The sequence below is a fragment of the Alphaproteobacteria bacterium PA2 genome (assembly GCA_002256425.1).
Taxonomy (GTDB): domain Bacteria; phylum Pseudomonadota; class Alphaproteobacteria; order Caulobacterales; family Caulobacteraceae; genus Phenylobacterium.
In genome coordinates, this window is the sequence record NKIZ01000001.1 from 2,665,957 (window position 1) to 2,679,668 (window position 13,712).

At 64.8% G+C, this 13,712-nt stretch carries 10 protein-coding genes; 8 read left to right on the plus strand and 2 right to left on the minus strand.

Going from position 1 to position 13,712, the window contains the following annotated elements; genetic code table 11:
• Positions 1–3: 3 nt before the first annotated feature.
• The gene (locus CFE28_12900) at positions 4–3,042 is read left to right on the plus strand and encodes a TonB-dependent receptor (protein OYU71700.1); all 3,039 of its coding nucleotides are present in this window, start codon (positions 4–6) and stop codon (positions 3,040–3,042) included.
• 145 nt (positions 3,043–3,187) lie between these two features.
• Positions 3,188–5,227: a hypothetical protein gene (locus tag CFE28_12905; protein OYU70813.1), complete on the plus strand. Its 2,040-nt coding sequence runs from the start codon at positions 3,188–3,190 to the stop codon at positions 5,225–5,227.
• Between the two features lie 71 nt (positions 5,228–5,298).
• Here CFE28_12905 and CFE28_12910 read toward each other — a convergent pair whose 3' ends face one another.
• Positions 5,299–5,787 carry a DNA mismatch repair protein MutT gene (locus CFE28_12910; GenBank protein OYU70814.1) on the minus strand — a complete coding sequence of 163 codons (489 nt, stop codon included), beginning with the start codon at positions 5,785–5,787 and terminating at the stop codon, positions 5,299–5,301.
• Positions 5,788–5,890: 103 nt separating this feature from the next.
• Here CFE28_12910 and CFE28_12915 point away from each other — a divergent pair, with 103 nt between their 5' ends.
• Both CFE28_12915 and CFE28_12920 read left to right on the plus strand, forming a co-directional pair.
• A complete protein-coding gene (locus tag CFE28_12915) occupies positions 5,891–6,892 on the plus strand; it encodes a fatty acid desaturase (protein ID OYU70815.1) in 1,002 nt (333 codons plus the stop codon).
• Positions 6,893–6,901: 9 nt separating this feature from the next.
• On the plus strand, positions 6,902–8,188 hold the full coding sequence (locus CFE28_12920; GenBank protein OYU70816.1) for a peptidase M20: 1,287 nt from the start codon (positions 6,902–6,904) through the stop codon (positions 8,186–8,188).
• Between the two features lie 191 nt (positions 8,189–8,379).
• On the opposite strand, the gene CFE28_12925 is transcribed toward CFE28_12920, so the two are convergent.
• The gene (locus CFE28_12925) at positions 8,380–10,464 is read right to left on the minus strand and encodes a hypothetical protein (protein ID OYU70817.1); all 2,085 of its coding nucleotides are present in this window, start codon (positions 10,462–10,464) and stop codon (positions 8,380–8,382) included.
• A 141-nt stretch (positions 10,465–10,605) separates the two neighbouring features.
• On the opposite strand from CFE28_12925, the gene CFE28_12930 reads away from it, so the two are divergent.
• The 4 genes from CFE28_12930 (at position 10,606) to CFE28_12945 (ending at position 13,436) form a co-directional block, all read left to right on the plus strand.
• Positions 10,606–11,244, plus strand: a complete 639-nt coding sequence (locus tag CFE28_12930) for a hypothetical protein (GenBank protein ID OYU70818.1) — start codon at positions 10,606–10,608, stop codon at positions 11,242–11,244.
• Positions 11,245–11,263: 19 nt separating this feature from the next.
• The gene (locus tag CFE28_12935) at positions 11,264–11,728 is read left to right on the plus strand and encodes a hypothetical protein (GenBank protein ID OYU70819.1); all 465 of its coding nucleotides are present in this window, start codon (positions 11,264–11,266) and stop codon (positions 11,726–11,728) included.
• 495 nt (positions 11,729–12,223) lie between these two features.
• Positions 12,224–12,412 (plus strand): hypothetical protein, encoded by a 189-nt coding sequence (locus CFE28_12940; GenBank protein OYU70820.1) that lies wholly within the window; start codon positions 12,224–12,226, stop codon positions 12,410–12,412.
• A 25-nt stretch (positions 12,413–12,437) separates the two neighbouring features.
• Entirely contained in the window at positions 12,438–13,436 is a 999-nt protein-coding gene (locus tag CFE28_12945; GenBank protein OYU70821.1) for a hypothetical protein, read from the plus strand.
• Positions 13,437–13,712 lie beyond the last annotated feature (276 nt).

Sequence of the window (13,712 nt, forward strand, 5' to 3'; positions counted from 1 at the left end):
ATGATGACGACAAAGGCGACCTTGCGCGCTGCTATTCTCGCGACCACGGCCATCTGCTCGGCCTGGGCCACTTCAGCGGTTGCTGCTGATGCCGGCAAGGCTGAAACCGTCGATGAACTGATCGTCGTCGGCTCGCGCATTGAAGGCGCCAAGGTCACGGCCGCCCTTCCCGTCACCGTCATCGGCCAGGATCAGCTCCAGGCCGTCGCCGCCTCGTCCGGCGACGAACTCTTCCGCTCCATCCCGCAGATGGGCGATGTGAACTACAATTCCGGCTTCCTGCCAGGCAGCAGCAACTCGGCCCGTGGCGACATCGGTTCGGTCAACCTGCGTAACCTCGGCTCGGGCAACACCCTGGTCCTGCTGAACGGCCGCCGGGTGGTGAACCACCCCACCAGCCAGGCCGACGGCATCAGCCTGGTCCCGACCCTGACCTATAACACCAACGCCATTCCGACCACGGGCCTGAAGCGCCTGGAAGTCCTGCGTGACGGCGCCGCCGCCATCTATGGCGCAGACGCCGTGGCCGGCGTGGTCAACACCGTCCTGCAGAACAATTTCGACGGCCTGCAGTTCGAAGCCCAGTACGGCTCGGCCGAAAGCACCCACATGGCTGAGTACAGCCTCAATGGCCTGTGGGGCCGGAACTTCGAGCGGGGCAACCTCACCGCCTTCCTGAACTACGACAAGCGTACGGCGCTGAAGTCCACCGACCAGGACTTCACCGCCTCGTCGGACAAGCGCCCCCTGTTTGTCGGCACCCGCTTTGACGGCGCCGCCGGCGTCGACGGCCGCGCGACCACCACCCCGTGGGGCAGCTTCACCGCCGCCTCCTCGGTCCGCATCGGAACCAGCCTGATCACCAGCACGGGCGGCGCCTTCCACATCCAGCCCAACACGAATACGGGCTGCCTGGTTACCCTGGGAACCGGCGTCTGCCTTGACGACGCCGCCGCCGCCACCTCGGCGGAAGACCGCAACCTGCGCTTCGACAACGCCGCCTCGGGCCTGTCGGTCATGCCGCAGGTCAAGCGCCTCAATGTCTTCCTGACCGGCGATTATGAACTGACGGACGGTCTGACGGCCTTCGGCGAGTTCGGCATCTACAAGGCCGAGAGCACCGCCCTGCAGGCCCCGGTCGCCACCAATTCGGCCCAGGTCATCACCGCCCCGGCGACGGCCTATTACAACCCCTTCGGCGCAGCCACCCTGGGCGGTGTCGCCAACCCCAACCGGATCGCCGGCACAACGGCGCCGGCCACGGGCCTTGCGGTCACCCTGACCAGCTATGCCTTCGTGGACGCCGGCCTGTCCCGGGTCGACGTGGACAACGACCAGATCCGTTTCCTGATGGGCCTGAAGGGCGAGAAGTTCGGCTTCAAGTGGGAGTCGGCGGCCTTCTATTCGGAAGCCGAAGCCAAGGACGTTTCCGACGGCATCAGCGCCACGGCCGCCCAGCGCCAGATCGCCCTGTCGACCTCCAGCGCCTATAACCCGTTCAACGGCGGCACCGTCGCCCAGCCGAGCAATGGGGATGCAAATCCCAGCAGCACGGCCGCCATCGACGCCATCCGGATCAAGTCGACCCGCGACAGCATCAGCACCCTGGCCTCCTGGGATTTCCGCATCAACAAGGCCGACCTCTTCACCCTGCCGGCCGGCGATGTCGGCATGGCGGCCGGTCTCGAATACCGCCGCGAGACCCAGAAGGATGACCGCGACGCCCGCGTCGACGGAACCATCACCTACACCAACTCGGTGACCGGCATTGTCTATGGCAGTGACCTGGTGGGCACCAGCCCGTCTCCGGACACCAAGGGCAAGCGCAAGGTCACCTCGGCCTATGTGGAATTCGGCGTGCCGGTGATCTCGCCGGAAATGGGCATTCCCCTGGTCCGCAATGTCGAGCTCCAGCTGGCCGGTCGTTTCGAGGACTACAGCGACCTCGGCAATGTGGCCAAGCCCAAGGTGGCCATGGCCTGGGACCTGGTGGAAGGCGTCCGCCTGCGGGGTTCCTGGGCCCAGGGCTTCAAGGCGCCCAACCTCGAGCAGATCAACGCCTCGGTCATCACCCGGGCCAATACCCGCACCGACTGGGTTCGCTGCGAAGCCGACCTGCGGGCAAAGCGCATCACCAGCTTCAGCGCCTGCTCGCGGTCGCTGAGCGTCTCGGCCCAGCGTTCGGGCAATCCCGACCTGCAGCCGGAAGACTCCGAGACCTACGGCTTCGGCGTGGTGTTCGAACCCAAGTTCATCCCGTCCGAGTTCGGCCGATTCACCTTCACCGCCGACTTCTGGGACGTGAAGCAGGAAGGCATTGTCGGCCTGTTCGGTGAAGGCAACGCCCTGATCGCCGACTATCTGGCCCGCACCACCGGCGGCTCGAACCCCAATGTCGTGCGCGCCGCAGCCACGGCTGACGACGTGACCGCCTTCGCCGGCTCGGGCCTGACCCCGGTCGGCACCGTGCTCTATGTGAAGGACCAGTACGTCAACCTGCTGCCGCAGCAGGCCCGGGGCATCGACTACGCCCTGAACTGGAGCCTGAAGGGCACCAGCCTGGGTAACTTCAATGTCCAGGTCTCGGCCGCCAACCTGCTGAAGTTCTACCAGAAGCCTTCCCCGGCCATCGCCGAACTGCTGGCCGCCCGGGCTGCAGGCAAGATCAACGCCGGCACCACCATCACTGGCGGCGGCAATCTGGTGGCCCAGAACGGCCGTCCGGAGTGGAAGTGGAACGCCTCCATGACCTGGAACCTCGATCCCTTCACGGTCGGCGCCTTCACCCAGTATGTCTCGCCCATCGACGACACCGGCCTGCTGGACTCCGCCGGCTCGCCCTGGGTTATCGAGTCCCAGCTGACCGCCAACCTCTATGGCGAAGTGGCCTTCGACGAGGGCCTCATGAGCAATACCAAGGTCAAGGTCGGCGTCCGTAACCTGACCAACGAGCAACCGCCCCTGTCGTCCAACGGCTTCCTGGGCACGGTCTACCAGCCCTATTCCCGCTACTGGTATGTGAGCGTGAAGAAGTCCTTCTAGGACTGGCTGAACGGAAACTGGATCAGGGCCCGGGTAACTCCGGGCCCTTTTCTTTTGGGGCCAATTGTCGCTGCATTGGACGGTTTCATGCAGGATTAACCGTGCCCGGTTACCCGGAAGAGGGGACGAGTACGAGATCGCAAGAATGGCCGCCGCTGATTCCGATGAAAGACGCCTGCGGGCGCTCCGACAGTTCGAGGTCCTCGATACGGGTCCCGAAGCTTGCTTCGACCGCCTGACGGAACTTGCCGCTGAAATTTTCGACGCGCCGATCGCCCTCGTCTCCCTGATCGACGCCGACCGTCAGTGGTTCAAGTCCCGGTTCGGCCTGGAAGCGACGGAAACCCCGCGCAGCTGGGCCTTCTGCGATCACGCCATCCAGCTGGAGCCGAACAGCACCTTCGTCGTGGAAGATCCGGTTCGCGATCCGCGCTTTGCTGAGAACCCTCTGGTTACGGGTGATCCGAACATCCGCTTTTACTCCGGCGCTGTTCTCACCGACCGTGATGGCGTCAATCTCGGGACCCTCTGTGTCATCGACAACAAGGTGCGCGAGGCGCCCACCGAGAGGGAACTGAAGCGCCTGCGGGTTCTGGCCGACATCGTCGTCGACGAGCTTGAATTGCGGAAGGCGGCAAAGTCACTTGCTGTGAAGGAGAACCTTCTCGACCTGGCGGAACAGATGTGCCGGGTTGGACATTGGCGGGCGTTTCCGGAAAGCCAGCAAGTGGAATGGTCGGACGAACTTTACAGGATCTACGGGGTTGAAAGGCAGAGTTATCCACCTGTCTGGGGCGCCTCGCGGGACTTCTATTCAGAAGCCGACGCCGGAAAACTGGAAAACCTGTTTCGCCGCGCGGTGAAGTACGGCGAATGCCTGGACTATGAGGTCACCATTCGCCGCGGAGATGGCGAGGAGAGGATCATCACCGGCAAGACGGACATCCAGAAGGATGAATCCGGCCGTGTCTCAGTGATTGTCGGGGCCATCCAGGACGTGACCGAGTTTCGTGCAGCAACCAGGGCCGCCGAAGCCGCAGCCGAAGCCAAGGCGGAATTCCTGGCGAATATGAGCCATGAGCTGAGAACCCCCCTCACCAGCATAATCGGGTTCGCTGAGCTTGCTTCGAACCAGGCCGGGATTACTGCAGAGACCGGCGGGTATCTGAAGCGTGTGCGCAGCGCCAGCCAGGCCCTGCTTGCAACCGTCAATGACATTCTCGACTTCTCGAAACTCGAAGCGGGGCAGATCATTCTTGCGCCCGAGCCCACCGATGTGGCTGAGCTCTGCCGGGAAACCCTCGACCTCCTGACCCCCCAGGCCGCGCCCAAGGGCCTGTCGCTGAACCTGGAAACCGAAGGCAGCGTTGGCGGACACAGCCTCCTGGACGCCAATCGGGTTCGCCAGATCCTGCTCAATCTTGTCGGCAATGCCGTAAAATTCACTGCTGCGGGCGGGGTTCGGGTTGTGCTTTCCCGGGACGGTGACTGCCTCAGGTTTGAAGTCCACGACTCCGGACCGGGCATTTCGCCTGCTGACCAACAGCGCCTCTTCCAGCGGTTTTCCCAGATTGACGGGGCCATTTCATCCGGAGGTCCCGGCACCGGCCTGGGGCTGGCCATCTGCAAGGGTCTGGCGGAGGCCATGGGCGGGGAGATCGGCGTCACCTCGACCATGGGTGTGGGCGCCTGTTTCTGGATGAAGGTTCCGGCCCCGGCTGTCGAACCTCGACCGGCAAGTGTCGATGACGCGGCCCGTCAGCCCCCAATGAATCTGGATGGCCTGAAGCTCCTCGTCGCCGACGATCATGAAACCAATCGGGAACTGGTTCGCCTGATCTTCACCGGCCTTGGCGCCAGCGTGACCCTGGTCGAGAACGGACAGGACGCCGTTATCGCTGCACGAAACGAGACCTTTGACGCCATCCTGCTTGATGTGCGTATGCCGGTCATGGGTGGGGTCGAGGCCTGCCGCAGGATCAGGGAAGCCGGTGGTGAAAACGGCGAGGCCGCCATTTTCGCATTTACGGCTGATGCTGATCTGGAACAGCCAGGCATGATCGGCGGGCAGGGTTTTGACGGCCTGATCTCGAAGCCGGTCAATCCCGCCGCCATGGTGACAGCCATACTGCAGGAATTGACCCATCAGGATGCGGATCCCGGCCTTGTCCGGGCTGGCGGCTAAGGCCAATTGCATCTGAGCTGGATATCGGTCCGGTTCACGCCGGGCCGTTTTCTTTTGGGCGCCAGGGGCGGTCACCCCCGCGGAACGGTGATGTCCAGCACCTCGTCCGGATACCGCCCTGCCGCCACCTCGGGCAGCAGTTCCAGCATGCGCTCGGGAAAGACCCGCTCTACGCAGGTCGCCAGGTCCTGCAGGGTCCACCAGCGCATGTCGTCCACCAGATCATGCTCGTGGGCCTCCCAGTTGTCGCGGACCGGCTCGCCAGCGGGAACCCAGGCGACCATATAGGTCTCGATCTGCATGACCCGCTCGCCGTCCGGCAGCATACCCGGGGCGGAGCGCCGCCAGACAGCAGGTCCCAGGGTGACCTCGGTAAAGCCGGACTCCTCGGCGATTTCCCGGCGGGCGCAGGCCTCAAGGGTTTCTCCGGGGTCCGCCCCGCCGCCGACCGTGAACCAGACCCCGGAGTTCAGCGGCCGGTTGGGCAGGCGGCCCTTCATCAGCAGGATCCGGCTGTCGGGATCAAACAGCAGGACCCGGACGGTAATCCGCTCACGCATGGAGAATTCCTGACTCTGGAGGCGCCAGCCGTCGTACAAACGGCGCAAACATGATGGATATACATCGCAACCGATTTTTGGAGCCGATTCGTCCGTGACACAGATGGAAGACTGGAACCGGAAGCTCGCCGCCTACCGGAAGTCAGACCTGGGACGCAGCCTGTTCGAGCTGATCCTGACCACCGCCGCCCTGGCCGTCTGCTGGGTGCTGGGCTGGCTGACCTGGAATTTCGGCCATCCGGCCTTCGCCCTGATCTTCACCCTGCCCGCCGGGGTCTTCCTGGTGCGGATGTTCATGATCCAGCACGACTGCGGCCATGGCGCCTTCTTCGAGGCCAGGGCCGCCAATGACTGGGTGGGCCGGGCCATCGGCGTCCTGACCCTTACCCCCTACAGCTACTGGCGCCAGACTCACGCCATCCACCACGCCACCTCGGGCAATCTCGACCGGCGCGGCCTGGGGGTCATCGAAATGCTTACGGTCGCGGAATACGAGGCCCTGACGCCGATCAAGAAGCTGGGCTACCGGCTCTATCGCAACCCCCTGGTCATGTTCGGACTGGGCCCCGTCTTCGTCTTCTTCTTCCAGCAGCGCCTGCCCATCGGTCTGATGAAGCAGGGATGGCGGCCCTGGCGCTCGACCCTGGGCAATCTGGCCGGAATCGCCGTCGGTCTCGCCCTGCTGATCTGGTGGGTCGGCGTCGCGCCGGTGCTGGTGATCAACTTCCTGACCATGGTGGTGGCCGCCACCATCGGGGTCTGGCTGTTCTACGTTCAGCATCAGTTCGAGGGCGTGACCTGGGCCCGCAATGACGACTGGAACCGGGACGACGCGGCCCTGCGCGGCAGTTCCTATTACGACCTGCCCCCGGTCCTGCGCTGGCTGACGGCCAATATCGGCATCCACCATGTCCACCACCTGTCCAGCCGTATCCCCTTCTACCGCCTGTCGGACATACTGAAGGATCACCCCGAGCTGAAGGCGGTCAGCCGGATCGGCCTGTGGGAGAGCTTCAAGACCGTCCGTCTGGCCCTTTGGGATGAAGCCAACCAGCGGCTGGTCTCGTTCCGCGAGGCCCGCGCCGTCGCCCGTAACCGCACCTAGGAAGTCGCAATGATCCTTCCCCGCCTCCTGGCCGCAGCCGCGGTCCTGGCCCTGCTTTCCGCCCCGGCCCAGGCCGCAGACGCCGACAAGGCCGTCCAGAAGATCCTGGCCAGCAAGGGCTACAAGATCGCCGTCCAGACCCTTTCCGACACCCACGACCAGACCGTGGCGGACCTCATCACCCTGACGGAAATCCCCGCTCCGCCCTTCAAGGAAGCCGAGCGTGGCAAGGCCTATCTGGCCATGCTCAAGGCCGCCGGCCTGACCGAGGTGGAAACCGACGCCGAGGGCAATGTCATGGGCCTGCGCCCGGGGACCGCCCACGTTGACGGCGGCCCGGTGGTGGTCTTCGCCGCCCACCTGGACACGGTCTTTCCCGAAGGCACCGATGTGAAGGTCCGCCGTGAGGGCACGAAACTGATGGCTCCCGGGATCGGCGACGACACCCGGTCCCTGGCCACCCTGCTGGCCTATCTGCGGGCCATGGACGCCGGCAAGATCAAGACAAAGGCCGACATCCTCTTCGTCGGCAATGTGGGCGAGGAAGGGGCCGGCGACCTGCGCGGCGTCCGCTATCTGTTCAACAAGGGCAAGTATGCCGGCCGCATCAAGGCCTTCATCTCCATGGACGGCGCCGACCCGCGGTTCGTGGTCAATCAGGGGGTGGGGTCCAAGCGCTACAACATCAACTTCCACGGCCCGGGCGGCCACAGCTATGGCGCCTATGGCATCGTCAATCCCATGGCCGCCATGGGCAGGACCGTGACCGACCTCTACGCCATCACCACGCCCACCGAGCCCAAGACCACCTATGCCGCCAGCGTGGTGGGCGGCGGCACCTCGGTGAACGCCATACCCCACGACGTCTTCCTGCAGGTCGACCTGCGTTCGGAGAGCGCGGCGGAACTGGCCAAGCTGGACAAGCAGCTGAACGACATCATGGCCAATGCCGTGGCGTCCGAGAACAAGGCCCGCTCCACCCGGTTCGGCCCGGTGACCTATGAAGCCAAGGTGATTGGCGAGCGCCCCACCGGCCGCACGGACGAGTCCGCAGCCATTGTGAAATTCACCCAGGCCGCCAGCGAGGCCCTGGGCTTCGAGACCAGCTTCGAGGCCTCATCCACCGACTCCAACATGCCCATGAGCCTTGGCATTCCCGCCGTGACCATCGGCTCCGGCGGCGCCGCCGGCCGGGCTCACGCCCTGGACGAATGGGTGGATGTGGAAAAATCCAGCAGCCTCAAGGGCATGCAGGTTGGGCTGGTGTCGCTTCTGGCCCTGGCCGGAGCTCAGTAGAGCCCTTTCAGAAAGCGCCGCTCTCTACGAACTGGATACCGGCCTTCGCCGGTATGACCGGGAGGTGGAGTTCGGTCGCGCGCTATCAACAACAACCGGTCACCCCGGCGGAGGCCGGGGTCCAGTTCATAGGGTTGTGAGCGTCAGGTCGCCCGAAGAGCGGCCTTCTCCGGTATGACCGGAAATGGAACTCAGCCCTTGTCGCGCTTGGGGCCCTTGAAGGGCTTGCCGCCGCCGGCCGGCTTGAAGGGCTTGCCTTCGCCACGGGGCGGACGGGGGGCGTCATTGGACTTGCCCTTGAAGGGCTTTCCGCCACCGCCGCCGGGCTTGTCGCCATAGGGCTTGGCCTTGAAGGGCTTGTCCCCGAAGGAAGGCTTGTCTCCATAGGCGGGCTTGTCGCCGTAGGACTTCTCACCTGCCGGGCGGTCCTTGCCGGCCCAGGGCTTGGGACGGTCGCCGTCGGGCTTGCCCTCTCCTCGCTGGAATGGGGGTTTGCCCTCGCCCTTGTTGAAGGGGGGCTTGCCTTCGCCGCGCTTGAAGGGCGGCTTGCCGTCGAAGGACTTGCGCGGTCCGCCGCCACCGCCTTCGGGCCGTCCGCCGGGAGGCGTCGAGGGCTCGATCTTGATCTCGTCGGCCTCGGTGGCCTTGACGGAATTGGTGAACTTGTCGGCGGCGATATTGGCGATCTCGAACTTGGTCTCGCGATCAAAGATCCGGATCGAGCCGATTTCCTTCTTGGTCACATGGCCAAGCCGGCAGATCAGCGGGATCAGCCACTTCGGGTCGGCATTGTTGGCCCGGCCCACCGTGACCCGGAACCAGGTGACGTCTTCCGGCGCCATGCGCTCGGGCCTACCCACGGGACCGCCATCGCGGTCATCCCGCTCGGGACGCCACTTCTCGCCCTTTTCACCGCGGTCGCCGCGGTCGCCCTTTGAGCCAACAGTGCGCTGACCATTGTCACGGGGATCATCATAGAGGTCTTCCGGCGAGGGCAGACCCTTGCGGTAGAGACGGATCAGGGCCGCAGCAATGACTTCCGGCGTCATGGTCTCCAGGACCTTGGAGGCCAGGGCCAGATCCTCTTCCGCCGCCGGTTCGGCCAGGATGGGATCCTCCAGCAGGCGGATCTGGTCCTTGGCGCGGATTTCCTCGGCGGTGGGCGGGCCGCGGAACACGGCCTCGATGTGGGCCGAGGCCAGCAGCATGTCGACCTTGCGACGGCGGGTATAGGGCGCCAGCAGGACCGAGACCCCCTTCTTCCCGGCCCGGCCGGTGCGGCCCGAACGGTGCAGGAGGCCGGCCTTGTTCACCGGCAGGTCGGCGTGGATGACGAGACCAAGGTCCGGCAGGTCAAGGCCGCGGGCCGCGACGTCGGTGGCGACGCAGACCCGGGCATGGCCGTCGCGCAGGGCCTGGAGGGCGTCGGAACGCTCCCTCTGGCCCAGCTCGCCCGACAGGCCGACGACAGAGAAGCCCCGCTCGCGCAGGGCCGCATGCATGTGCCGGACCCCGTCGCGGGTATTGCAGAACACCAGGGCGCCGGGCGCCTCGAACAGGCGCAGGACATTGACCACTGCGTGCTCGATCTCGTTCGGCGCAATACGGATGACCTGGTACTCGATGTCGCCATGGGCCTGGTTGCGGTTGACCGTGTCGATCCGCAGGGCGTCAGTCTGATAGCGGCGGGCGAGGCCGGCGATTTCCTTGGCGATGGTCGCCGAGAACATGAGGGTCCGGCGGCCTTCCGGCGCGGAGTCGAGGATTTCCTCCAGGTCTTCCCGGAAGCCCATGTCCAGCATTTCGTCGGCTTCATCCAGGACCACGACCCGCAGGGCCGACAGGTCCAGATTGCCGCGCTCCAGGTGGTCCTTCAGACGACCGGGGGTGCCGACAACGATGTGGCAGCCGCCCTGCAGGGCCCGCTGCTCACGGCGCGGATCCATGCCGCCGACGCAGGAGACGACAATGGCCCCGGCGTCCTTGTAGAGCCAGGACAGCTCGGTATTGACCTGGATGGCCAGCTCCCGGGTCGGCGCGATCACCAGGGCCAGAGGCGCGACACTGTAGGCCAGCTTGTCGGCGTCACCCAGCAGGGTCGGACCAGCGGCCAGACCAAAGGCCACGGTCTTGCCCGATCCGGTCTGGGCGGAGACCAGCAGATCTCGGCCAGCGGCGTCATCGGCCAGCACGGCGGCCTGTACCGGGGTCGGCTCGGCATAGCCCTGAGCAGCCAAAGCGCGCGCCAAGGCGGGGTGAACAGTCGGAAATGGCATGAAGTTTAATGTCCTGGAGCGCCGCGCCACACACAAAAGGGATCACGGGCCGCGCTAGATGAGGCTTTGCGGCCCGAGAAGCAAGGTTTGTTTGTGGATTAGGGGCTTGATCTGCCCGACAAGGCGGGCGTTCATGGTCAGATGCCCTCGCTGAAATCCAGAATTCAGGTCAGAGCCGCCCCCGCCATCGGGATCTTGATCCTCATGCTCTGCTCGGGATTTCCGGTGGCGGCCTCCGAAGTTCGCGCCTCAGGACTTCGGGTCTCCGGAGGCGTCGTAACGGTGCGCTCGCCCGCCATGAGGGTCGCCGCCCCTGCGGGCTTCAGATCTACCGGTCCGCACAGCTTCACGAAGTCGGAGGACAACGGCTACCACTTTGATGTCTCCCTCGTGAGCTATGTCACACCCGGACAGGTCATTTCCGTGGTCGCTGAGCGCCTCGTCGAGGATGTTCCCCTGAACTATGATGACCTTGCTCCGGCTTCCTGGCCCGGCCCCTCATTCCTGGCCCGTGCTTCGGGCTGTGTCAGCATGACGTCCGCAGCCGCCGCCGCCATGCCGGCCGAAAGCGGCATGGCGGAGATCCTGAAGGCCGGTTTCAATCCGAACGGGTCCTTCGCCTTCGAAACCGCCCTGCTCCTGGCTCCGGACCGGCGGCACGAAGCGTCAATCGAATTGATCTCCCGGGTTCCATCCTGTGATGATGCCGGTAACGTCCAGGCAGTGCTTGCGGACCTGAAGGGCCGCATCAGGGTCAGGAAGACAGGGGCTGCTGGCTGAGGCCAGGAGGAAATCAGCAATGCCCAGGACCGCCAATAAATGGCTTCTCGCTGCGGGGATACTCAGCCTGCTGGCCTCCCTCATGCACATCGCCATCATCATTGGTGGCCCTGACTGGTACCGGGCCTTCGGGGCCGGCGAGCGCATGGCGCGGGCTGCGGCCCGGGGGGCCATCATGCCGACCCTGGTCACCCTTGGCATTGCCTCCGTCCTGGCGATCTGGGCGCTCTATGCCTTCTCCGGCGCGGGTCTGATCCGCAGGCTGCCCCTGTTGCGTACCGGCCTGGTGGTGATCACCGCCATCTACCTCGCCCGGGGTCTGGCTCTCTTCCCGGCCCTGATTTTCAGGCCTGACCTGGTGGACGGCTTCATCTTCTGGAGTTCGTTTGTGGTGCTTGGTTATGGCGCGACCTACGCCATTGGAACCTTCAAGGCCTGGGACGGGATGTCAAAGGCAAACCTGGCAGATGATCAGTCGGCTTGAGGCTCTGGTGGATGGAATCGGGCGCTCGGCGGCCAGCGCCCCAGCGAATGATTCATTGATGATCTGGCCCATTTGGTTGGGCGCCGGTCCGGCTGCGCACGGGGCTGAACACCCCTGATGATGCCCGCTCCGTTTGGCTGTGCGCAACAAGGCAGACCCGAGGTCTTGCAGATCGCGGCTCGCCTCCCCATGTACCGGCTGCGGCCCGGGCCCCTCTGACGATCATCGTGATCGTGATGTCGGATCGCATCGGGTGCGCTCGATGATGGGGTCCGGCTTGTTTCTCCCCCCTTCGAACACCGGCGCCTCAGCGTCGATCGCGCCCTTCTCGAGAAGGAGTGGCTCAATGGTGTCCATCTTGCTTGCGCGTCTGCGCCGCCTTCGCCTGCTGATGCAGGCGGTCCTCACCCCTATCAAGGCCAGGGGCACCCGACAGACGAAACTGCGCCCGTCGCTGTGGGGCCGCGCCCTCGTGGCGGATCAGGGTCGGACGCCATGAGGGTCGGGCCTCCCCTCGTCTCGCCCTGGACCGCAGCCCTGTCCGTCCAGCTCACCCAAACCGTCGCCAAGGCCGCGGGTCATCGCAGTGTTTCCACCGAACGGCCGGTCGAGCCCGTCAACGCCCTTCAAGACCAAATGACCAGGCGTCGCGTGAGCCCGCACACGTTCGACATTCGCGTTTGATCACCCCAGGGGCACCGGAGGCTATATGGACTTTCTAACCCAGGACTTTCTGTCAAAGCCGATCTGGATGTGGGCGAGCTTCCTCGCCCTCGTCGTCGTGCTGCTGGTGCTCGATCTCGGCGTCCTGCACCGAAAGCATCGTGAAATCGGCGTGCGCGAAAGCCTGCTGATGTCGCTCGGCTATCTTACCCTGGGCCTCGGCTTCGGGGGTTGGGTCTGGTTCACCCTCGGCGCCCAGTCCGGCATTGAGTATCTGACCGGGTTTGTAGTCGAAAAAAGCCTGGCGATGGACAATGTCTTCGTCATCGCCATGATCTTCGGATACTTCGCCATTCCCCAGATATATCAGCACCGGGTGCTGTTCTGGGGAATTCTTGGCGTCATTATTCTTCGCGCCATCATGATCGCCGGCGGGGCCGCCCTGGTCGCCGAGTTCTCCTGGCTCCTCTACGCCTTTGCAGCCTTCCTGATCTTCACGGGGATCAAGATGCTCGCCATGGCCGGCAAGTCGCACAGCTTGGCGGACAACCCGCTTCTGCGCGTCATGCGACGCTGGCTGCGGGTCACCGACGACCTGCACGGAGAGCGCTTCTTCGTCAGGATGGCAGATCAGAAGACCGGCCGGCTGGCGACCCATGTGACGCCCGTGTTCATGGCCTTGCTGCTGATCGAAATCGCCGACGTCATCTTCGCGGTGGATTCGGTGCCGGCGATCTTCGCCATCACCACCGACCCCTACATCATCTACACGTCCAACATCTTCGCCATCCTTGGCCTGCGCGCGCTCTATTTCGCCCTGGCCGCCATCATTCATCGCTTCGCCTATCTGAAGCATGCTCTGGCCGTGCTGCTGATCTTCATCGGCTCGAAGATCTTCGTCGCCGATCTGCTCGGGTGGGAAAAGTTTCCAGCATGGGTTTCGCTGAGCGTGACCCTGGCCATCCTCGCCGGGGGAATCGCCTGGTCACTCTGGCGAACCCGCCCTGGCGCTTCTGCGACAGTCCAACCCGCTGCTCACCCCTAGCCGTTGAAAGGATCTCCCATGGAAATCCGACCCTGGCGCTCTTTGCATTCTCCGGCGCCGGCCTGGTCCGCAGGCTTCCGCTCTGGTCGACCGGTCTGGTGGTGATCACCGCCAGCGACCTTGCGGAGGATGTCGAAGGGGAGCGTGTGGGCGAGCCAGTCTGACTCTGCTTCACCCCCGCGACACGCCTACAGCCCCCTGCTAACCTCTTCGCATGAAGCGCCCTCCCCCCGACCTCTCGCCGAAACACCCTCGCGTCCTGGCGCGGGGGGACGG

Coding starts and splice junctions, on each gene's coding strand:
- CFE28_12900 (OYU71700.1), top strand. CDS start 4: ATGACGACAAAGGCGACCTTGCGCGCTGCTATTCTCGCGACCACGGCC.
- CFE28_12905 (OYU70813.1), top strand. CDS start 3,188: ATGGCCGCCGCTGATTCCGATGAAAGACGCCTGCGGGCGCTCCGACAG.
- CFE28_12910 (OYU70814.1), bottom strand. CDS start 5,787: ATGCGTGAGCGGATTACCGTCCGGGTCCTGCTGTTTGATCCCGACAGC.
- CFE28_12915 (OYU70815.1), top strand. CDS start 5,891: ATGGAAGACTGGAACCGGAAGCTCGCCGCCTACCGGAAGTCAGACCTG.
- CFE28_12920 (OYU70816.1), top strand. CDS start 6,902: ATGATCCTTCCCCGCCTCCTGGCCGCAGCCGCGGTCCTGGCCCTGCTT.
- CFE28_12925 (OYU70817.1), bottom strand. CDS start 10,464: ATGCCATTTCCGACTGTTCACCCCGCCTTGGCGCGCGCTTTGGCTGCT.
- CFE28_12930 (OYU70818.1), top strand. CDS start 10,606: ATGCCCTCGCTGAAATCCAGAATTCAGGTCAGAGCCGCCCCCGCCATC.
- CFE28_12935 (OYU70819.1), top strand. CDS start 11,264: ATGCCCAGGACCGCCAATAAATGGCTTCTCGCTGCGGGGATACTCAGC.
- CFE28_12940 (OYU70820.1), top strand. CDS start 12,224: ATGAGGGTCGGGCCTCCCCTCGTCTCGCCCTGGACCGCAGCCCTGTCC.
- CFE28_12945 (OYU70821.1), top strand. CDS start 12,438: ATGGACTTTCTAACCCAGGACTTTCTGTCAAAGCCGATCTGGATGTGG.